Annotated in this window: 21 protein-coding genes and 1 tRNA gene; 11 read left to right on the top strand and 11 right to left on the bottom strand. The window is 70.4% G+C overall.

Features of this window, described 5'->3' with window-relative positions:
- Nucleotides 1-11: 11 nt before the first annotated feature.
- Together J7495_RS01760 and J7495_RS01755 are read left to right on the top strand one after the other, a co-directional pair.
- Nucleotides 12-1,859, top strand: a complete 1,848-nt coding sequence (locus J7495_RS01760; RefSeq protein ID WP_294054343.1) for a methyl-accepting chemotaxis protein — start codon at nucleotides 12-14, stop codon at nucleotides 1,857-1,859.
- A 143-nt stretch (nucleotides 1,860-2,002) separates the two neighbouring features.
- A complete protein-coding gene (locus J7495_RS01755; RefSeq protein ID WP_294054342.1) occupies nucleotides 2,003-3,043 on the top strand; it encodes a DUF2332 family protein in 1,041 nt (346 codons plus the stop codon).
- A 6-nt stretch (nucleotides 3,044-3,049) separates the two neighbouring features.
- Here J7495_RS01755 and J7495_RS01750 read toward each other — a convergent pair whose 3' ends face one another.
- The gene (locus tag J7495_RS01750; protein ID WP_294054341.1) at nucleotides 3,050-4,336 is read right to left on the bottom strand and encodes a PA domain-containing protein; all 1,287 of its coding nucleotides are present in this window, start codon (nucleotides 4,334-4,336) and stop codon (nucleotides 3,050-3,052) included.
- Between the two features lie 94 nt (nucleotides 4,337-4,430).
- On the opposite strand from J7495_RS01750, the gene J7495_RS01745 reads away from it, so the two are divergent.
- Nucleotides 4,431-5,477, top strand: coding sequence for a serine hydrolase (locus tag J7495_RS01745; RefSeq protein WP_294054340.1), 1,047 nt, complete (start codon nucleotides 4,431-4,433; stop codon nucleotides 5,475-5,477).
- Nucleotides 5,478-5,493: 16 nt separating this feature from the next.
- Here J7495_RS01745 and J7495_RS01740 read toward each other — a convergent pair.
- The 5 genes from J7495_RS01740 to J7495_RS01720 all read right to left on the bottom strand — a co-directional run bounded on the left by J7495_RS01740 (nucleotide 5,494) and on the right by J7495_RS01720 (nucleotide 7,923).
- Nucleotides 5,494-5,570, bottom strand: a tRNA-Arg gene (locus J7495_RS01740).
- A gap of 35 nt (nucleotides 5,571-5,605) precedes the next feature.
- On the bottom strand, nucleotides 5,606-6,070 hold the full coding sequence (locus J7495_RS01735; RefSeq protein ID WP_294054339.1) for a DUF1178 family protein: 465 nt from the start codon (nucleotides 6,068-6,070) through the stop codon (nucleotides 5,606-5,608).
- Nucleotides 6,067-6,891: a carbon-nitrogen hydrolase family protein gene (locus J7495_RS01730; RefSeq protein WP_294054338.1), complete on the bottom strand. Its 825-nt coding sequence runs from the start codon at nucleotides 6,889-6,891 to the stop codon at nucleotides 6,067-6,069. Before J7495_RS01730 ends, J7495_RS01735 begins: the two co-directional genes overlap by 4 nt.
- Nucleotides 6,888-7,145 (bottom strand): glutaredoxin 3, encoded by a 258-nt coding sequence (grxC, locus tag J7495_RS01725; RefSeq protein WP_294054337.1) that lies wholly within the window; start codon nucleotides 7,143-7,145, stop codon nucleotides 6,888-6,890. The genes J7495_RS01730 and grxC overlap by 4 nt, the downstream gene beginning before the upstream one ends.
- 34 nt (nucleotides 7,146-7,179) lie before the next feature.
- Nucleotides 7,180-7,923: a ComF family protein gene (locus J7495_RS01720; protein WP_294054336.1), complete on the bottom strand. Its 744-nt coding sequence runs from the start codon at nucleotides 7,921-7,923 to the stop codon at nucleotides 7,180-7,182.
- Between the two features lie 44 nt (nucleotides 7,924-7,967).
- Here J7495_RS01720 and J7495_RS01715 point away from each other — a divergent pair, with 44 nt between their 5' ends.
- Nucleotides 7,968-8,804 carry a class I SAM-dependent methyltransferase gene (locus tag J7495_RS01715; RefSeq protein ID WP_294054335.1) on the top strand — a complete coding sequence of 279 codons (837 nt, stop codon included), beginning with the start codon at nucleotides 7,968-7,970 and terminating at the stop codon, nucleotides 8,802-8,804.
- Nucleotides 8,805-8,905: 101 nt separating this feature from the next.
- Here the strand turns inward: J7495_RS01715 and J7495_RS01710 are convergent, their stop codons facing one another.
- Nucleotides 8,906-9,298, bottom strand: a complete 393-nt coding sequence (locus tag J7495_RS01710; RefSeq protein ID WP_294054334.1) for a (deoxy)nucleoside triphosphate pyrophosphohydrolase — start codon at nucleotides 9,296-9,298, stop codon at nucleotides 8,906-8,908.
- Between the two features lie 79 nt (nucleotides 9,299-9,377).
- Between J7495_RS01710 and J7495_RS01705 the strand changes: the two genes are divergently transcribed.
- The 3 genes from J7495_RS01705 to J7495_RS01695 all read left to right on the top strand — a co-directional run bounded on the left by J7495_RS01705 (nucleotide 9,378) and on the right by J7495_RS01695 (nucleotide 10,256).
- On the top strand, nucleotides 9,378-9,566 hold the full coding sequence (locus J7495_RS01705; protein WP_294054333.1) for a Flp family type IVb pilin: 189 nt from the start codon (nucleotides 9,378-9,380) through the stop codon (nucleotides 9,564-9,566).
- Between the two features lie 120 nt (nucleotides 9,567-9,686).
- A complete protein-coding gene (locus J7495_RS01700) occupies nucleotides 9,687-9,854 on the top strand; it encodes a Flp family type IVb pilin (RefSeq protein WP_264608333.1) in 168 nt (55 codons plus the stop codon).
- Nucleotides 9,855-10,094: 240 nt separating this feature from the next.
- Nucleotides 10,095-10,256, top strand: coding sequence for a Flp family type IVb pilin (locus tag J7495_RS01695; protein ID WP_294054332.1), 162 nt, complete (start codon nucleotides 10,095-10,097; stop codon nucleotides 10,254-10,256).
- A gap of 71 nt (nucleotides 10,257-10,327) precedes the next feature.
- Here the strand turns inward: J7495_RS01695 and J7495_RS01690 are convergent, their stop codons facing one another.
- The 4 genes from J7495_RS01690 to J7495_RS01675 are packed head-to-tail and all read right to left on the bottom strand — an operon-like array spanning nucleotide 10,328 to nucleotide 14,155.
- On the bottom strand, nucleotides 10,328-11,275 hold the full coding sequence (locus tag J7495_RS01690; RefSeq protein ID WP_294054331.1) for an acetyl-CoA carboxylase carboxyltransferase subunit alpha: 948 nt from the start codon (nucleotides 11,273-11,275) through the stop codon (nucleotides 10,328-10,330).
- A 12-nt stretch (nucleotides 11,276-11,287) separates the two neighbouring features.
- Nucleotides 11,288-12,214 (bottom strand): tyrosine-type recombinase/integrase, encoded by a 927-nt coding sequence (locus tag J7495_RS01685; protein ID WP_294054330.1) that lies wholly within the window; start codon nucleotides 12,212-12,214, stop codon nucleotides 11,288-11,290.
- Nucleotides 12,211-14,037 carry a hypothetical protein gene (locus J7495_RS01680; RefSeq protein ID WP_294054329.1) on the bottom strand — a complete coding sequence of 609 codons (1,827 nt, stop codon included), beginning with the start codon at nucleotides 14,035-14,037 and terminating at the stop codon, nucleotides 12,211-12,213. The genes J7495_RS01685 and J7495_RS01680 overlap by 4 nt, the downstream gene beginning before the upstream one ends.
- Nucleotides 14,018-14,155: a hypothetical protein gene (locus tag J7495_RS01675; protein ID WP_294054328.1), complete on the bottom strand. Its 138-nt coding sequence runs from the start codon at nucleotides 14,153-14,155 to the stop codon at nucleotides 14,018-14,020. The genes J7495_RS01680 and J7495_RS01675 overlap by 20 nt, the downstream gene beginning before the upstream one ends.
- Nucleotides 14,156-14,235: 80 nt before the next feature.
- Here J7495_RS01675 and J7495_RS01670 point away from each other — a divergent pair, with 80 nt between their 5' ends.
- The 4 genes from J7495_RS01670 (at nucleotide 14,236) to J7495_RS01655 (ending at nucleotide 19,506) form a co-directional block, all read left to right on the top strand.
- On the top strand, nucleotides 14,236-14,775 hold the full coding sequence (locus tag J7495_RS01670; protein WP_294054327.1) for a shikimate kinase: 540 nt from the start codon (nucleotides 14,236-14,238) through the stop codon (nucleotides 14,773-14,775).
- Nucleotides 14,772-15,884 carry a 3-dehydroquinate synthase gene (aroB, locus tag J7495_RS01665; RefSeq protein ID WP_294054326.1) on the top strand — a complete coding sequence of 371 codons (1,113 nt, stop codon included), beginning with the start codon at nucleotides 14,772-14,774 and terminating at the stop codon, nucleotides 15,882-15,884. Before J7495_RS01670 ends, aroB begins: the two co-directional genes overlap by 4 nt.
- Nucleotides 15,881-16,963 (top strand): hypothetical protein, encoded by a 1,083-nt coding sequence (locus J7495_RS01660; RefSeq protein WP_294054325.1) that lies wholly within the window; start codon nucleotides 15,881-15,883, stop codon nucleotides 16,961-16,963. The genes aroB and J7495_RS01660 overlap by 4 nt, the downstream gene beginning before the upstream one ends.
- A gap of 644 nt (nucleotides 16,964-17,607) precedes the next feature.
- Complete coding sequence (locus tag J7495_RS01655; protein ID WP_294054324.1) at nucleotides 17,608-19,506, top strand: M1 family metallopeptidase; 1,899 nt, start codon at nucleotides 17,608-17,610, stop codon at nucleotides 19,504-19,506.
- Nucleotides 19,507-19,597: the final 91 nt, after the last annotated feature.

The following is a 19,597-nucleotide window of genomic DNA, read 5'->3' as shown; positions in this document are numbered from 1 at the left end:
GGCTAGGAAACATGCTGAAATCGATGAAGATCCCGAGGAAGCTGGGCCTGTCCTTCCTCATGATCTGTGCGTCGGCCGCGGTGATGATGATCGTGTTCTTCATGAACGTGTCGATGATCCGCAACACGACGGACAGCAACAACCAGAGCCAGGCGATCCACGCCAAGGTCATCACGCTGGAGACCGCGCTGCTGCGTCAGAACAGCCAGATGCGCGGCTTCCTGGTGACCGGCGACAAGAGCTACCTCAAATCCTACGAGGAAGGCCGCGACGAATATGACAGCAACTCGGCCGATCTCGAGAAGCTGCTGACCGACCCCGTCCAGCTGAAGGCGCTGCGTACCTCGCGCGACGAGACGCTGGCGTGGCGCAGCAAATGGGCCGATCGCCTGATCGCCAAGGTCCAGGCCGGCGACCGCGACGGCGCCGAGGCCGAGGTCCGCGCCGCGGGCAAGGCCGTGCTGACCAGCGCCGCGGTGCTGCCGCTGCGCGACATCCGCGACGCCCAGGCCGAGCTGATCGAGAAGAACGGCGCGCTGCAGGAGGGCGCCATCCACTCGGCGACCGTCGTGCTGATCGTCGGCGGCATCGCGCTCATCGCCATCGCCATCATGCTCGCGCTGATGCTGAGCGGCATGATCGCCCGCCCGATCTCGCAGCTTACCCGCACGATGGCGGACCTCGCCGCGGGCCGGAACGACGTGGCGGTGCCCGCCACCGATCGCGGCGACGAGCTGGGCGACATGGCCCGCGCCGTGCTCGTGTTCCGCGATGCCGCGGTGGCCAAGGTCGCCGCCGAGGCCGCGAGCACCCAGGCCGAGGCGCAGCAGAAGATGGTCGTCGAGACCGTGTCGCAGCACCTCTCGGAGCTCGCCAACGGCAACCTGACCGCCGAGATCCGTGCCGACTTCCCGGGCGAATACGGCGTGGTGAAGTCGAACTTCAACGCCGCGCTCTCGTCGCTGCGCGAAGTCATCGCCTCGGTGATGGAATCGACCGCGACGATCCGCACCGGCTCGGGCGAGATCGCCCAGGCCAGCGAGGATCTCGCGCGCCGCAGCGAAGCCAATGCCGCGACGCTCGAGCAGACCTCGGCCGCGGTCACGCAGATGGACGAGCGCCTGCGCGCCACCGCCACCGCGGCGACGCGCACGGTGGAGCGCGCCGACGGCGCCATCGGCACCGTCTCCGGCGGCCGCTCGATCGCCGACGAGGCCGTGCAGGCGATGACTCGCGTCAGCGAGAGCGCCAAGGGCATCGACTCGGTCATCGAGGGCCTCGACAAGATCGCGTTCCAGACGCGCGTGCTCGCGATGAACGCCGCGGTCGAGGCGGGTCGTGCGGGTGAAGCGGGCCGCGGCTTCGCGGTCGTCGCCGACCTCGTCTCGGCCCTCGCGATGCGCGCCGAAGAGGAAGCGGGCCGCGCCCGCGACCAGCTGACCGCCACCCAGACCGACATCGTCGCGGCGGTGGACATGGTCCAGAAGGTCGACAGCGCGCTCGCCAACATCGCCGGCGACGTGGGCGAAGTGCACGGTCTCCTCGGCCGCATCGCCGAGGACAACCAGGCGCAGTCGACTGCGATCACCGAGATCAGCTCGGCGATCGGCAGCATGGACCGGGCGACCCAGCAGAACGCCGCGATGGTGGAGCAGACCTCGGCCGCCGCGCGCAATCTGTCGGGCGAAGTCAACGGCCTGGCCGAGCAGGCCCGCCGCTTCAACGTCGGCGGCCACACGGCGGCGCCGGCGCGCAAGCCGGTGGTGCCGGGCGGTGCGGTGCGTCCGCTCCCCGCGGCTGCGGTGTCGGCGCTGGTCCGCCCCTCGGCGGCTGCGTCGGACGACTGGCAGGCCTTCTGACGACCAACCGCGCGGCGGGCGTCCTGCCCGCCGCGCAAGGCCTGCCGGGCGCGTCGATGCGGCGCGCCCGGCCCCGACCGATCGACTGACCGGGCAGGTCGGATTGCCCGTAAGTATCCGCGTGCGCGTAGGGGACCTGACGAATGAACATGATCGCGCACGTGACCGAGTTCGGCGAGCTCGGCCGCCAGGCCCGGGTCGCGCGAGGGCTCGGCTCGCCGTTCGTGGCGGACGTGCTCGAGGCCGGGCAGCGCCAGCTCCGCTGGGCGCCGCGCACCGCCGGCTTCTTCGCCGAATGGCCCGACAACCCCTCGAGCGCCGCGCTCGCGATGCGCTTCAACGCCGCGCTTCACGCGCTGGCCCGCCGCAACAGGCCCGCCGCGCTCGGCGCGCTCTATCGCGGCGAACACCGGGATTTCGACGGCGCGATCCGCACCGCGCTCGCCGACAACGATGACTTCGTGCTGGGCTGGATGCGCGACACGCCGCAGACCAACGAAGTCGGCCGCGCCGCCGCGATCGGCTCGGCGCTGATGGTCGTGCGGGCGCGCTTCGGCCTGCCCTTCGAGCTGTTCGAGCTCGGCTCGAGCTGCGGGCTGAACCTCAACCTCGCGCGCTATCGCTACGACCTGGGCGGCATCGCCGCGGGCGAGGCGCGCTCGCCGGTGCTGGTCGCGCCCGAGTGGCGCGGCGAGCTGCCGCACGTGGCGCCGATCGACGTCGTCTCGGCGCGCGGCGTCGACCTCCATCCGCTCGACCCCTCCGACGAGCAGACGCGCGAGCGGCTGTTCGCCTATGTCTGGGCCGACCAGCCGCACCGGTCGGAGCGGCTCGCCCAGGCGCTCGAGCTCGCGCTGCGCTATCCGCCGCGGATCGACCGCGCCAACGCCGTCTCCTGGCTCGCCGAGCGGCTGGCCGAGCCACAGGCCGAGGGCGTGTGCCGCACCGTCTTCCACTCGATGGTGCTGCAATATCTCTGCGACCGCGACCGCGAAGTGGTGAAGGCCAAGATCCGCAACGCCGGCGCGCGCGCCACCGCCGAGCGGCCCTTCGCCTGGATCGGCTTCGAATGGACGCCGACGCGCAGCGAGGTCCGCTTGACGCTCACCACCTGGCCCGACGGCGAAAGCCGCGTCCTCGCGCTCTGCCACCCCTACGGCAATTGGGTCGACTGGCGGGGTTGAACCCCATCAGCCCTGGCGGAGGATCCGCTCGACCATCGCCTGGAACGCCGCCGCGGTCGCCGCGACGCTCGTCGCCGAGACGCAGCGCGCGTCGTCGTCCGGGCCGTGGTGGTAGCGATGGATGCCGAACACGCCCGCGACATTCTTGTAGCCCGCCGCGATGATCTCGGTCAGCTCGCCCGCCGAGAGGATATCGGTGGTGTAGGGCGCCTCGAGCCCGACATGGCCCGCGAACACCTCGCGTGCGAGCGGCAGCAGCGCGGGGCTCACCGACAGGAAGCGCTGCGGGTCGATGCTGGGCAGCGGCTTGCCGGTGCCCTCGTGCCAGTCGCGCGCGGCGACATTGGCGCCGAGGTGGAGCCAGAAGCGCGTGTCGGCCGGGTCGGGCGCGATCGCCTTGAGTGCCTCGGACGCGCCGAGATACTCATATTCATGCCCCGAGTTGCAGACGAAGGCGAGGTCGTGGCCCTTGACCGCCGCGCTCGCCCAGCGCGCGAGCCAGAGCCAGGCGGCGACGCCGGGACCGCGCTCGGCCGCACAGCCGAACCAGCCCGAGCGCGGAGTCGACACGGCCAGCCAGCGCTTCCTGCCGCGGTCGATCCGGCCGATCAGGTTGAAGGCCGGGCGGCGGCCGGTGGTGCCGGTAAGGACGAGCGTCGCCGACGCCTTGCGCATCGCCGCGGCGAGGAAGGGGCCGGCGTCCTGCGGTGCGAGCACCGCGACCGGACCGGCGAACATCGGCTTGCGGCCGTCGGCGTTGAGCGCGATCACCTTGCCGGTGGGGCCGTTGGTGACGATCACCGCGGCCCTGGCGCCGGCGGCGAAGGCAGCGGTGACGGACTCGCGGATCGGCTTGGCGAGCGCGGTCGACCAGCGCGCGAACGGCAGGTCGAGCAGCGCGATCGCACCCGCGAGCGGCGCATCCGAGCGACCGGCGCCGTCGATCCGCACCACCGGGCCGGTGACGCCCTCGAGTGGGGTCGGGGCGACGATCGGCTGCGGCCAGACCGCGGCGCGCGCGTCGCCGGACGACAGCTCGGCGCGCTGGGTCTCGAAGAAGGGCGTCGGCACGCTCTGGCGCTCGACCTCGAAGCCGAGCCCTTCGAGCTCGCCCGCGAGCCATTCGCCGCAGGCGTTGTCCCCTGCCCCGCCGGCCTGCTTGTTGCCGAAGCCGATGTACTTGCGGAGGTCGGCGTCGACCTTGTCGCTTGCCGCGCTGCCGGGCACCGCTGCCGCAGCGGCCGCCGGAAGCGCTGCGCCGGCCGCAAGGAAATTCCGCCTGCTGGTCTTCATGGATGCGTTCCCTTGGGCTTGCCGAACGGCAGCATGCTGGCCATCGATATCATGCACATCGCGGCGAGATAGATCGAGATCGGAGGTGAAGAAGATGGTTCGATTCCACATCAAGGCCCTAGCCGCTGCGGCCGCCGTCGCGCTGCTCGCGCCGGTTGCGCTCGCCGCGCCTGCCGCCGCACAGTCGGCGCCCGACAAGGCCGCGGCGACGGCCAGGCTGCTCGATTACCTGCGCAACCAGAACACCACCGGCTTCCTGGTGATCCAGGACGGCAAGGTGCTGATCGAGAAGAACTTCCCCGCGCCCGCCGCCGCCGACGCGCCGCAGTTCGCCGCCTTCGCCTATGAGCGCAACGAGGAAGGCGCGCTGCTCGAGGACGTCGCCTCGCAGCAGAAGAGCTTCGTCGCGGTGCTCGTGGCGATCGCGATCGACAAGGGGCTGCTCGACATCGAGAAGCCGGTCTCGGCCTATCTCGGCGCCGGCTGGTCCAAGGCGACGCCCGGGCAGGAAGCCAGGATCCGCGTGATCGACGTGCTCACCATGAGCTCGGGGCTCGACGAGAAGTTCGCCTATTCGGCGCCGCCGGGCACGCTGTTCTTCTACAACACGCCCGTCTACGCGATCACCAAGCGCATCCTGGCGGCGGCCGCCAAGCTGCCGCTCGATACGATCACGCGCGCCTGGCTGACCGACCCGCTGGGCATGAAGGACACCGCCTGGCGCAAGCGCCCCGCGGCGCTCGCTTCGATCGGGAACGATACCGGCCTCGTCACCACGCCGCGCGACACGGCGCTGTTCGGTCTGATGGTGCTCCACGGCGGGGTCGGCGACGACGGGAAGCGGATCGTCTCGCAGGCCAACCTCAAGGCGCTGTTCATCCCGACAGCGACCAACCCTGCTTATGGGCGGCTCTGGTGGCTGAACAGCGGCGCCTATGCGATGCGTCCGCTCCTCGGCCGCAAGGAAGGCCCGCTGATCGCAGCGGCGCCGACCGACACCGTGGCGGCGCTCGGCTTCTTCGACCGCAAGCTCTACGTCGTGCCGAGCCGCAAGCTGGTGGTGGTGCGCATGGGTGCGGCGGCCGCCGACAAGGACTTCGACCAGCAGCTCTGGCTGCGGCTGACGGACGTGATCGGCTGAACCGATCGCCGAACCCTGGCGCCCCCGGAGAGACTCGAACTCCCGACCTGCGGTTTAGGAAACCGTTGCTCTGTCCTGCTGAGCTACGGGGGCGTGGGCTCGGCTGCTACCGGCCATGGCGCCCAGGGTCAATTGCGCGCCTCGGGCGGAACGACCGGGAATGGGAGCGGCGCGACCGGAACGCCTTCGTCGATCAGCGCCTTCGCCTGTTCGGGCGTGGCCTGGCCGTGGATCGGGGCGTGCGCTTCCTCGCCCAGGTGCATCGCGCGGGCGCGGTCGCTGAACGAGACGCCGACCCACTGCGACTTCTCCAGCGCCTTGGCCTGCGCCTCGGCGAGCGCAGCCATCGCCGCCTTGAGCACTTCGGGCGGAGGCTCCGCGGCGACCTCGGCGGGGAGCGACGGGCCCGCGCCGCTGCGCTGGTTGCCCTTCGCTGCGACATTGGGCGCCATCACTGCCTTCTCGACCGCGCTGTCGCCGCACACCGGGCAGGCGACCAGCCCGCCTTCGCGCTGCGCCTCATAGGCGCTGCTCGAGCCGAACCACGCCTCGAACACATGGCCCTGGCCGCAGCGGAGATCGAAGACGATCACAGCGCCTCGGGCTCCGGGATCGCGCGGCGGTGCTGGATCACGGGAACGCGGCTCCGCGCAGCATCGACGCGCGCCATGTCGATCTCGGCGAAACCCAGCCCCGCGGGCTCGCCCAGGTCGAGCAGCACCTCGCCCCAGGGATCGATCACCAGGCTGTGGCCATAGGTCGCGCGGCCGTCCTCATGCTCGCCGGTCTGCGCCGCCGAGATGACGAACGCCGCCGCCTCGATCGCGCGGGCGCGCTGGAGGATGTGCCAATGCGCGGCGCCGGTGGGGCGAGTGAACGCCGCGGGCATGGCCAGGATCGTCGCGCCGGCGTTGCTCAGCGCGCGGAACAGGTCGGGGAAGCGCAAATCGTAGCAGATCGCGAGGCCGAGCCGCCCGAGCGGCGTCTCGACCGTCACCGCGCGCTCGCCGCGCGTGTAGGTCGCCGATTCGCGCCAGCTCTCGCCGGTGGCGAGGTCGACGTCGAATAGATGCATCTTGTCGTAGCGCGCGCGGATCGCGCCCGAGCCGTCGATCACGAAGGCGCGGTTGGCAAGCTTGCCGTCCTCACGCAGGATGGCGAGGCTGCCGAGATGCACCCAAAGCCTGTGCTTCGCCGCTGCCTCGCGCACCGCGGCGAGGACCCGGTCGTCGCCTTCGCGCGCAAGCACCTTCGAGGCGCGCTCGCGGTTGGCGTCGACCAGCCCCGACATCTCGGGGGTGAACAGCATCGCCGCCCCCTCGCCCTTCGCGTCCGCCGCGGCCTCGACGATCGTGCGCGCATTGGCAGCGGGATCGACTCCGCTCGTCATCTGGAGGAGCGCGGCGCGGCTCATGCCGCAAGCAACGTGTCGAGCTCGCCGCTGTCGTCGAGGTCGGCGAGGTCGTCGGAGCCGCCCACCGGCCGGCCGTCGATGAAGATCTGCGGCACGGTCATGCCGCCGCCCGAGCGCTGGATCATCTCCTTGCGCCGATCGGGGTCCATCGAGATCTCATATTCCTCGACCTCGACGCCCTTGGCGGCGAGGAGCTTCTTGGCGCGCACGCAATAGGGGCAGAACGCCTTGGTGTAGATTTCGACCTTTGCCATAGCTCGGTTCAGGTGAGGACCCTGTCACAATTTGTCAATCAAGCGCGTCCGCGGAGCCGTCGGCGGCGAGCACGCGCGCCCAGCAGAGCAGCACCACTTCGGCCGCACCGCTGCGCTTGAGCAGCTTCGCACAGGCGTCGCCGGTGGCGCCGCTGGTGTGGACGTCGTCGACGAGGATAACGCGCCGGCCCTTGATCCGCTCCCTGGCGCCGGGCGCCAGCGCGAAGGCGCCGGCGACCGCCTTGGCCCGTCCGCGCGCGCCTAGCCCGCGGAGCACCGGCGTGTGCTTGGCGCGCACGAGGAGGCCGGCCGCCATGGGCACGCCGCTCGCGCGCGAAAGCCCCGCCGCGATCAGCGCCGCCTGGTTGAACCCGCGCGACCAGATCCGCCAGCGGTGGAGCGGCACGGGGACGAGCAGGTCGGCGCCGTCGGGGATGAGCCGCGCCATCGCCTTGGCCATCGTCGCGGCATGCGCGGTCCGCCCGCCGTACTTCAGCCGCAGCGCCACGCGGCGGGCGACGTCGCCATAGGCTACCGCGGCGCGCACCCCGTCGTGCGGCGGCGGATCGGCGATGCAGCGCCCGCAGAGCGCGCCCTCGCCGCGGTCGTGCTCGAAGGGCAGGTGGCAATGCGCGCACCACGGCGGCCCGAGGAACTGGAGCTCGCCCCAGCAGGGCGCGCAGAAACGATGGTCGGCCGAGACGACGTCACCGCAGCCCGGGCAACGCGGCGGCAGCGCCAGGCCGGCAATGGCAGCGAACGGTGAAAGGACCCCCATGGCGCTGCTTGTCCCCCGACGCGCGCCGCTGCACAAGCGCCGCCGTGACCGACTCCAGCCCTCCCGAGATCTTCGGCCGCGCGCTCCGCCGCCGCCGCCGCGACCGCGCCGCGCGCAACTATGCCGCGCACGACTTCCTCCGCCGGCACATGCTCGAGGGGATCTGCGAGCGGCTCGACGCGGTGAAGCGCGAGTTCCGCGACGTGCTCGACCTGGGCAGCTTCGACGGCAGTTTCGCGCTGGCGGGCGCGCGGATCACGCGGCTCGACGCGGGCGCGCGATTCGCCGGCGCGGGGGTGCAAGGCGACGAGGACCAGCCGCACTTCCCCGATGCGAGCTTCGACCTGGTCGTCTCGGCGGGCGTGCTCGATTCGGTGAACGACGTCCCCGGCGCGCTGGTGCTCGCCAATCGCGCGCTCAAGCCCGACGGGCTGTTCCTCGCGGCTTTCGCCGGGGCAGGCACGCTCTCGACGCTGCGATCGGTGCTGATCGAAGCCGAGGCCGACCGCCCCGCCGCGCGCTTCCATCCGCAGATCGACGTGCGCTCGGCCGGCGACCTGCTCAGCCGCGCGGGCTTCGCGCTGCCCGTCGCCGATACCGAGACGCTGACGGTGCGCTATTCGAGCCTGTTCGGGCTGCTCGGCGACTTGCGCGGGATGGCGGCAACCAACCTGCTCAAAGGCACGCCGCCGCTGACGCGCGGAACCCTGGCTCGCGCGGCGGCCGCCTTCGCCGAGCGCGCCGACCCCGACGGCAAGACCGCCGAGCGCTTCGAGATCGTCTATTTGACCGGCTGGGCGCCCGACCCTTCGCAGCCCAAGCCCGCGCGGCGGGGAAGTGCGACCGCGTCGCTGGCGGAAGCGCTGAAGGCGCGAGACTAGACACTTCTACCGTCATCCCGGCGAAAGCCGGGACCCAGGGTTACAAAGGACGTCCCTCGCGGCCCTGGGTCCCGGCTTTCGCCAGGATGACGATCCGGGTGTTAAACCAACGCCTCGAGCAGCCCGATCAGCGGCTTGTCCGCGGGGGGCATCGCCAGCGCGTGCAGCTCGAGCGGGCGCACCCATTTGAGCACGCTCGCGTGGCGCGCCTCGGGCACCCCTTGCCATTTGCGCAGCACATAGAGCAGCAGCAACAGATGCCGCTCGCCCAGCGCCTCGCTCGCGAAAGCTGCCGGCGCGAGGCACGCCGCTTCGGTGCGAATGCCCAGTTCCTCCCCCAGCTCGCGGATCAGCGCCGCCTCGGGGACCTCGCCCGGTTCGACCTTGCCGCCGGGGAATTCCCACAGCCCGGCCATGGGCTTGCCCTCGGGCCGCTGCTGCACGAGCACGCGCCCGTCGGCATCCACCAGCGCCGCCGCGACCACCAGCAGCATTTCCCCAATCTCCCCGCGAAGCATTTCGTTAAACGTCTTTCACTATCGTCCCTCGACGTTTGAGGGAGTTCCGCCTGCAATGCGAGCGTTTCTGAGCCGTGCCGCCCGCCTGTTCCGCGACCCGAAGGGCGCGACGGCGGTCGAATATGGCCTGATCCTCGCCCTCATCGTGCTTGCGATCATGGGCGCGCTGCTCGAGCTCGGCAGCATCACCTCGGGCCTGTGGACCAATGTCTCGACCAAGGTCCAGGCCGTCGGCACCCAGTAGGGTTTTCCTAACCCTCTGGTTTAGGCGTTTCTTTACCCGCGATCCCTAGGTTCGGACCTGCCGACCTGGAGCAATCCGGCGAGGCCGGGTGAATGAAGCTTCGAACACATGGAGACCGGTATGCAGAAGATTCGCAACTTCCTCAAGAATTCCAAGGGCGCGACCGCCATCGAATACGGTCTGATCGCCGCTCTGATCGCCGTCGCCGCGATCGCCGCGATGCAGGGCCTGGGCAACCAGCTCAACAAGACCTTCGGCAACGTCACGTCGAACATGAAGGCGTCGTAATTCGACACCTTCCACGGTTTTCCCAAGAAACCAGGAACGGCGGGGAGCAATCCCCGCCGTTCTTTTTTGTTTTCCCGAAACACTCCATCCGGACACGAAACTTTACTCTGATCTGGATCAGATATACTTATTGCTTAACAGCGAATTCACTATCTTGAATCAGATTTGGTAAGGCACCTCGGCCTCATTCTTCCGCGTGCGTCACGAAACGAAGGCGCAACGTTCGGGAGTGTGAAGACCATGATCCGCAAGCTGTTTCGCAACAAGAAGGGCGCCACGGCCATCGAATATGGCCTCATCGCCGCGCTGATCGCCGTTGCTGCGATCGCCGCCATGCAGGGCCTGGGCAACCAGCTCAGCACCACCTTCGGCAATGTCACGTCGAACATGAAGGCCGGCTGAGACCGGTTCCTTCGAAGCTTCCTCGGAGGGCGGCGGGACTTGGGTTCCGCCGCCCTTTCGTTGGTGCGGCCTCAGGCGCGGCCCATCGCGAGGAACTTGCCGCGTCGTGCCTGGCGGAGCGCCTGCGGGCTCAGCCCGTCGAGCTCGCCCAGCGCCGCGGCGATCGCATCGCCCAGCGCTGCGATCGCCGCGGCGGGGTCGCGGTGCGCGCCGCCCAGCGGCTCGGGGACGATGTCGTCGATCACGCCCAGTTCCTTGAGGTGCTGCGCGGTGACCTTCATCGCTTCGGCCGCGTCGGCCGCCTTGTCGGCGGTGCGCCACAGGATCGAAGCGCAGCCTTCGGGCGAGATCACCGAATAGATGGCATGCTCCATCATCAGCACCTTGTTGCCCGCCGCGAGCGCCACCGCGCCGCCCGAGCCACCCTCGCCCAGAATCGAGGCGATCAGCGGCACGCCCAGGTTGAGGCACGCCTCGGTCGAGCGCGCGATCGCCTCGGCCTGGCCGCGCTCCTCGGCCTGGACGCCGGGGAAGGCGCCTGAGGTGTCGACCAGCGTGACCACCGGCAGCCCGAAGCGGTCGGCGAGCTGCATCAGCCGGATCGCCTTGCGATAGCCCTCGGGCTTGCCCATGCCGAAGTTGTGCTTGAGCCGGCTCGCAGTGTCGTCGCCCTTCTCATGGCCGATCACCATCACCCGTCGGCCGCGAAAGCGCCCGAGCCCGCCGATGATCGCTTCGTCGTCGGCGAAGGCGCGGTCGCCGCCCAGCGGCATGAAGTCCTCGATCAGCCCGGCGACATAATGGTTGAAGTGCGGCCGCTCGGGATGGCGCGCCACCTGGGTCTTCTGCCAGGGCGTCAGCTTCGAATAGGCATCGCGCAGGAACTTCTCGGACTTGGCCTGGAGCGGCGCGATTTCCGCGTCGATGTTGACGTCGCCGTTCTCGGCGGCGCGCTTCAGCTCGTCGATCCGGCTCTGCAGCTCGGCGATCGGCTTCTCGAAGTCGAGGAAAGTAGCCATAGGCCCGGGCAGTTAGGTCCGCTTGCCCCGCGCGTCAACGAGTGCTTCCCCCAGCGGGTGTCTCTGGTTGACAAGATCGACCAGTCTCCGGCTGTCGACATGGGTGTAGATCTCGGTCGTCGCGATGTCGGCATGGCCGAGCATCGCCTGGAGCGCGCGCAGGTCGGCACCGCCTTCGAGCAGGTGCGTCGCGAAGGCGTGACGCAGCACGTGCGGGCTCACCCGGTCGGGCGGGATGCCAGCCTCGGCGGCGAGTGCGCGGACCAGCTGGTAGAGCCGGACGCGGCTGAGATGGCCCTTGCCCGAGGGGAACAGCCACGCCCGCCCCGGCGCGACCCTCTCGCGCCACATGGCCACCGCCGCCCGCGCGCGGTCCGAGATCGGCACCAGCCGCTCGCGCCCGCCCTTGCCCTTGAGGATGAGGTACGGCCGGTCGGGATGGATCGCGTTGCGCGGCAGGCTCACCAGCTCGGTCGCGCGCAGCCCCGAGCCGTAGAGCAGCTCGACCAGCGCTGCGAGCCGCAAGTCGTTGGGATCGGCGGGCACGCGCGCAAGTCTGGCCGCGATCGCGGCGAACATCGCGTCGACGTCACCAATGCTCAGCACCTTCGGGAGCGGCCGCGCCGTCCCCGGCCTGGGGAGCGCGCCGCCGGGATCGTCGCCGCGCAGCCCCTCGTCGGCGAGGAAGGCGTAGAAGCGCCGGAGCGCCGCCGACTTGCGCGCCACCGTCGCGCGCGACAGGTCCTGCCACGCCCCGCCCAGCCGCTCGAGCTCGTCCTTGCCCGCCGCGCCCAGCCGCCCGCCGAGCGCTTCGGACGCCAGCCGCAGGTCGGTGCCATAGGCCGCAAGCGTGTTCGCCGCTGCCCCGGCTTCGGCGGCAAGCATCTCGAGGAAGCGCTCGATCAGCGCGCGGTCTTCGCCGGCGCCCGCCCCACTCACCCCCGCGTGACCGCCTCGGCGGCGATCAGGCGCGCGTAATTGTCCATCCCCACCGCGCGAAACGCCGTGACGATGTGGAACAGGGCCTCGGGCGTGACCTGGCCCCAGCGCTGCGACTGCATGCCGACCGCGGCGAGCAGCGCGACGCTGCCCGAATCGCCGTCGCGCGCCGCCTTGTCGATCGCGCGAGTCCAGTTGTTCTGGGCGCCGATCGCGACGTCGAGCGCGCTCGCCGCACTCCTCGCCGAAGCGGCATCGAACTTGCCGAGCCCCGCGAGCCCCGCGAACGCCAGCTGCGCCTTCCGGCCGCCGGCATTGTTGCGATAGGCGTCGAAATCGCCCGAGGCGACGCGCGCGCCTGCGCTCGGGTCGGCGATCGCGACCAGCATCCAGGCATCGGTGCCGCGCTGGACATAGGGCCGCCAGCCCATCGCCTGGTTGACATAGCCCGCGGTGAGCATCGAGCCGAGGATCCGATCGGCTTCGGCCGCGCTCGCCTGCGACGGCGCGATCCCCGCCGCGGCATAGGCGGTGAGCACCATCCTGCCGTACAGCGCGCGGCCATCCTGTGCCTGGCCCCAGAGCGACTGGAGCGCCTTGACGCGATTCTCCTGCTGCCCGTCCGACGACGCGGTGCGCAGGTCGCGCGCCACCGCCACTTCGGCGCTCGCCGCCGATTCGCCGCTCTCCTCGATCTCCGAATAGAGATCGACCAGCCCGGCGTTGGAGAAGACCCCCTGCGCCGCCGCGCGCTCGGCCGAGGCGACGCGCTGGATCGCCGGGACCATCGGCGACAGCGCCTTCCAGTAGCGCACCTGCGGCCCGACGGTGTCGTAGAGGCTCTCCGGCACGTCCTCGCCCGCGGCGATCGCAAGGCCCCAGCGCCACGCGGTCAGCTGCGACACCGCCTGCCACTGGATCGTGACCGAGCGCTGCGCCTGCGCGCCGATGCCGAGCACCTTGCCGGCGACGAGATAGTCGATGTCGTTGGGATCGTTGCCGCGCTGGGCGGCGTCGAACAGTTCGGACGCGTGCTTGGGCTGGCCGGCGAGCGCCGCGCACATCGCGCGCGCCAGCGGCCAGGCGCGGAACGGCAGCGCCTTCGCTGCCGGATCGGCGATCGGGCAGAGCCCGCCCGGATCGGCGTTCGCCAGCGCGACCTGCATCGTCATCTGGTAGAGCTTGGGCGTGTAATTCTCGACGTCGACGTCCTGCACCACCCCGCGCGCCGCGATCGGCTCGCCCATGCGCAGGAGGAGCCAGGCGCGCTCGGCGGCGAAGTCGGCGCCATTGACGTTGCGCGGCGTGTTCACCGGCGACATCAGCGCGCGGCGGAGCGCGATCGACGCCCAGCGCGACGCGACCGGCGCGTCGAGCCGGCGCATCAGCGTGCTCAGGAAGCGCCCGTCGGCATGGCCGAAGGCGCGCGCCGGAAAGGCCGGGCTGCCGAGCGAATTGGCGCCGACCCGCGCGAGGCTGTGCCGCGCGATCTCGGGCAGGTCGTACTGGCTGAAGTCGGTGGTCGAGGCGTCCTCGTCCACCGCGGCCGATTCGTTGCCGATCGAGGCGTTGCCGCCGGCCGCATCGCCGGGGAGCGGCGCCGCGGGGGTCTCGCCGCCGGGCGCGGGGGTCTGCTGCTCGGGCGCGCGCGTCGCGGCCGGCGCGGGGGCCGGGGCAGGCGTCGGCGTGTCGCCGAATCCTTCGGGGAGCAGCGATTCGGGGCGGTCCTGCTGCTGCGCGGCACCGAGCGCGGGAAGCCCCACGCCCGCCAGCAGCAGCGCCGCCAGCGCGATCGCGCCCGTCCTAGTTGGCGAGATTTTCAAGCGTGACGGCCTTTTCGGTGCGCACGGGCTCCTTGTGGCTGGTGCGGCTCGCCAGGAAGAAGATCCCGGCGATCAGCACGACCACGACGACGATCAGTGCGATAAGCGAACGAGGCATGAGTTGGTCCGGTTTCCTAAAATCCGATGCGCGGGGGCCTTTTGCCCGAGGCGCCCCCACGCTGTATAGCCCCCCGCCGAATGCTTCAGAATTATGAACCCCTCGAACCCTGGACCGGCAGGGCGATCGTGCTCGTCGGGCTGATGGGCGCAGGCAAGTCGACCGTCGGCCGCCGCCTCGCGCAACGGCTCGACCTGCCCTTCGCCGACGCCGACACCGAGATCGAAGCCGCGGCGGGGATGACGATCAACGACATCTTCGATCGCTTCGGCGAGCCCTATTTCCGCGACGGGGAACGCCGGGTGATCGCGCGGCTGATCGACGGCACGCCCAAGGTGATCGCCACCGGCGGCGGCGCCTTCATCAACGACGAGACGCGCGCGCTGATCCTCGACCAGGCGCTCTCGGTGTGGCTCGACGCCAAGCCCGACGTGCTCGCCGACCGCGTGCGGCGCCGCGACCACCGTCCGCTGCTGCGCGGCCGCGACCCCGAGGAAGCGCTTTCCGAACTCGCGGTGAAGCGCAATCCCTTCTATGCGATGGCGCAGATCCGCGTCGAAAGCGTTGTCGCGCCGCACGACGCCACCGTGAATGCTATATTGAAAGCAATCGGACGATGAAGACCATTCGCGTGGCCCTGGCTGAGCGGAGCTATGACATCCGCGTCGAGGCCGGGCTGCTCGCCCGCGCCGGGGAGCAGCTCGCCTCGCTTTCGCGCGGGCGGCGGATGGCGATCGTCACCGACGAGCATGTCCGCCCGCACCTCGCGACGCTCGAGTCCAGCCTTCACGCGGCAGGCGTCGAGACGCTCGCCTTCGTGCTCGCGCCGGGCGAAGGCACCAAGAACTGGCGCCAGCTCGAGACGCTGGTCGACGGGCTGCTCGAGGCGGGAGTCGAGCGCGGCGACCATGTGGTCGCGCTCGGCGGCGGCGTGATCGGCGACCTCACCGGCTTCGCCTGCGCGGTGCTCAAGCGCGGGTGCAACTTCGTCCAGATCCCCACGACGCTCCTCGCCCAGGTCGATTCGTCGGTGGGCGGCAAGACCGCGATCAACAGCCGCGCGGGCAAGAACCTCGTCGGCGCCTTCCACCAGCCGTCGCTGGTGCTGATCGACCCGCAGGTGCTCGACACGCTGCCGATCCGCGAGCAGCGCGCCGGCTATGCCGAAGTGGTGAAATACGGGTTGATCGACGACGCCGACTTCTTCGCCTGGTGCGAAGCGAACGGCGCCGCGCTGCTCGCCGGCGATGGCCAAGCGCGCGAATACGCCATCGCCCATTCGGTCGCCGCCAAGGCGCGGATCGTCGGCGAGGACGAGCGCGAGACCAGCGGGCGGCGCGCACTGCTCAACCTCGGCCACACCTTCGGCCATGCGCTCGAGGCCGAGACGGGCTTCTCCGATCGCCTGCTCCACGGCGAGGGCGTCGCTGCGGGCATGGCGCTCGCCTTCGCCTTCTCCGCCGCGCAGGGCCTCTGCCCGCCCGAGGACGCGCGCCGCGTCGCCGCACACCTCCGCGCAGTCGGCCTGCCCGACGGGCTTCCCGCCACCGGCATCGCCGCCAGCGGTGCGCGCCTGGTCGAGCACATGCTCCACGACAAGAAGATGGACGCGGGCACGCTGCCCTTCCTGCTCGCCCGCGGCATCGGCCAGACCTATCTCGACAAGCGCGTCGACCTCGGCGACATCGCCGCCTTCCTCGACTGCCAGCGCGGGGCGGCCGCGGCATGACCCCCGGCGGCGAGCCGCGGCGCGTTCGCCTGGCTCGTCCGGGCGCGCTCCCCTGGCCCGCCGTCCAGCTCGTCTTCGCGGTGTGGCTGCTCTACGCGCTCGCCTTCGTCGGGTTGAGCAGCGTCTCGCCCGAGCGCGACGCATCGTTCGGTCCCGGCCTCGCGCTGCTCCAGCCCGTCTCGCTGATCCGCAGCGCGCTGTTCATCGGCCTCGGCGGCTTCGCGCTGCTCACCGCGGTGCGGGCGCTCCGCGCGCTGATCTCGCAGTGGCGTGCCGATGCGCAGCTCGACGTCGTCGGCGCGCGCACCTTCCTTTCCGAATGCGCCGCAGACGGCAGCGAATATGTGCTGGTGCTGCGTCCCTCGGGCGCCGAGTCGATGCTTTTCCTCCCTTCGCGCCGCCGCTTCTGGGCGCGGCTGCGCGATCCCGCGACGGGGGTCGAGAGCGTCGAGCAGTTGATCGCGCGCGAGGCTTCTCGGCTCGGCCTGCGCACCGTCGCCCCGGTCGAGCCCGGCCAGCGCCTCGTCGCCCCCGGCCCCGAGCCGATCGAGCTGGGCAACGATTCGGCCGAGCTCGAGTCGATGATCGCGCGCGCTTGGTGCGTCGTGCTGATGATCCCCCCGGGTGCCGCGAATACGCCGGTGTTCGGCTGGGAAGTGCAGGAGATCTTCCGCAAGGGGCTGATCGGCCGCGCCGCGCTGCTCCTCCCGCCGCGCGAGCTCAAGCGCGCCGCGGCGATCGACAGCCTCGTCGAGGCGCTGGTGCCGCATGCCGATCCCGACGAGCGGATGCTGCTCGCCGAGCATCTGATGGGCGAGTCGATCCTCGTCCATCTGACTCCCGAGCCCGAGAGCTGGGGCGGCGCCTCCGGCCGCTTCGGACCCTTCGCGCGCGGCGCCGGCCGCGCCTATGCCCGCGCGATCGCCGCCTGCCTGCGCGAAGTCGCCGCGGTGATGCCGCCGCGCCCCTCGCGCTACCCCTATTTCCACGCGACCCGCGGCCGGATGGGTCCGCGGCTCACGATCGTCCCGCCCGCCGCCGAGGCCCGCGACGCCGCGACTCGCGGTCGCGATTCGTGACGAGTCCGAAATAAATTTCCTCACTTGAACGAGAACGACTCGAATCCCGAACAACAATTCGCGGAACGTTCCGCAATATCCGTTGCGGAGTCGATATAAGTCGAGTCGTCGTCGAGTCCTGATCTAATTCAGCACTATCAATTTCGTATTTCTACTCTTGGACTCACTTGCCATCGACTCTGATCGTCGCTAACCAAGCCGACATCTAGGGAGGTGGGACATGTCCAGGATCGAGATCGTCGATCGTGATCCGCGGCATCGCAGCATCACGCGAGGAACCTCCAGCTGATCGCCGTTGCGGTCGGGCGCCGGTCTACGGTTGCCGGACTGCCACCGGGCGGCGCGGGCGTGGTTTCCCATCCCGCGTTTCTGCGCCGCCCGGAAGGCCTGCTTCATCGTCTGCGCGCATGATTTGCAATGTGGGATTTCGTCTGCTTGGCTGTCGCTGCCGGGCTTGCCTGGCCGCTCTTTGAACCCGGCAGGATCGCAAGACCGGAATCGCCGCGACGCGTCGTGACTCTTGTGACTCTTCGGTATTCGGATACCGTCAATCGCGCCGACTCGGGATCCCCGGGGAAGGCCCTGCGATCGGGCCCGGCCGCCCAGCCAGTTGCGGTTCATCGCGCATCGGCATAGCAGCGAGCATGCGCATTCTCCTCCCCCTGCTCGCAGCAGTCTCGATGGTCGCCGCTCCGCTCCTCGCCGCCCCGGATCCGACCCCCGCCGTCGCGCCGGTCCTGACGACGCCCGAGGCGAAGGACGCCTGGACCCACGCCGAGCCCCAGGTCGCCCGCGTGACGCACGTCTCGCTCGACCTCGTCGCCGACTTCACGGCCAAGCGCATGTCGGGCACCGCGACGCTCGACATACTCGCCGCGCCGGGCGCGACGCAGATCATCCTCGACGACGATGGGCTCGAGATCGCCGGCATCACCGACGGCGCGGGCAAGCCGCTCGCCTACAAGGTCGGCGAGAGGGACAAGGACACCGGCGCGCCGCTGACGATTCAGCTGTCAGGCGCCACGAAGATCGTGATCCGCTACACCTCGGCACCCGATGCCGGCGCGCTGCAATGGCTCACCCCCGAGCAGACCGCGGGCAAGAAGAAGCCCTATCTCTTCAGCCAGGGCCAGCCGATCAACAACCGCAGCTGGATTCCCACGCAGGACAGTCCCGGCATTCGCCAGACCTGGGACGCCAGGATCACCGTGCCCGACGGCCTCGTCGCGGTGATGAGCGGCGACCGGATCGACGGCGCCAAGGGCCAGAAGGCCGGCAAGTCCAGCAATGGGGGCGGCCTTCGCAGCTTCCGCTTCCGCATGGACAAGCCGGTGCCGCCCTATCTCATCGCGATGGCGGTCGGCGACCTCGCGTTCAAGGCGGTCGGCCCGCGCTCGGGCGTGTGGACCGAGCCTTCGATGCTCGATGCCGCGGCCTATGAGGTCGGCGATGTCGAGAAGATGATCGCCGCCGCCGAGGCGCTCTACGGCCCCTATCGCTGGGGCCGCTACGACATGCTCGTGCTCCCGCCGAGCTTCCCCTATGGCGGGATGGAGAACCCCACCCTCACCTTCCTCACACCGACGATCCTCACCGGCGACCGTTCGAACACCGACGTCGTCGCGCACGAGCTCGCGCACAGCTGGTCGGGCAACCTCGTCACCAACGCGACCTGGTCGGACTCGTGGCTCAACGAGGGCTTCACCACCTATTTCGAGAACCGCATCATGGAAGCGGTCTACGGCCCCGAGCACGCCGCGACCGAGGCGGACCTGCTCTGGGACGGCCTCGTCAAGGACATCGCCACTGCCGGCGGGCCGGAGGCGGCGACCACTCGGCTCCACGGCGATCCCGGGGCGACCGCGGGGCAGCTCGACTATTTCAAGGGCTCGACCTTCCTGCGCACGATCGAGAAGACCGTGGGCCGGGCGAAATGGGACGCCTACCTCCGCGGCTATTTCGACCGCCATGCCTTCCAGCCGCAGACCACTGCGGGCTTCCTCGCGGACCTGCACGAGAACCTGCTGAAGGGCGATCCCGCGCTGGAGCTGAGCCTCCAGCTCGACCGCTGGGCCTATGCCTCGGGCCTGCCCGACAATGCGGTGCGGGTGCGGAGCGAGACGCTGGCGGCGATCGACGCCAAGCTCGCGGCGGTGAACGCCGGCGGCCCGGTCTCGGCGGTGAGTCCGAAGGGCTGGACGACGCAGGAGTGGCTGCGCTTCCTGAACGGGCTCGACCGCAAGCAGAGCGCGGCGCGGCTGAAGGAGCTCGACGAAACGCTGGGTCTCACCGGCTCGAGCAACGCCTATGTCCTCTCGGCCTGGTCCGAGCTGGCGATCGCCAACCGCTACGAGCCTGCGCTGCCGGGAGTCGAGCGGCTGGTGACGCACGTCGGCCGCGGGCTGCTGATCTACCCGGTCTATCGCGCGCTGGTGAAGCAGGGCGACTGGGGCAAGCCGCTGGCAGGCAAGTATTTCGCCGAGGCGAAGGCGGGGTATCATCCCGTCGCGGCGGCGGGCGTGGCGCGGATCGTGGGGGAGTAAGGTTCTGCTTCTCCCCAATCCTCAACCGTCATCCCGGCGAAAGCCGGGACCAAGGGCCACGAGCGACGTCCTTCACTACCCTGGGCCCCGG

The sequence above is a fragment of the Sphingomonas sp. genome (genome assembly GCF_017745215.1).
In the GTDB taxonomy this organism is placed as follows: Bacteria; Pseudomonadota; Alphaproteobacteria; order Sphingomonadales; family Sphingomonadaceae; genus Sphingomonas.
This window is presented reverse-complemented; position numbering and strand designations above follow the sequence as displayed.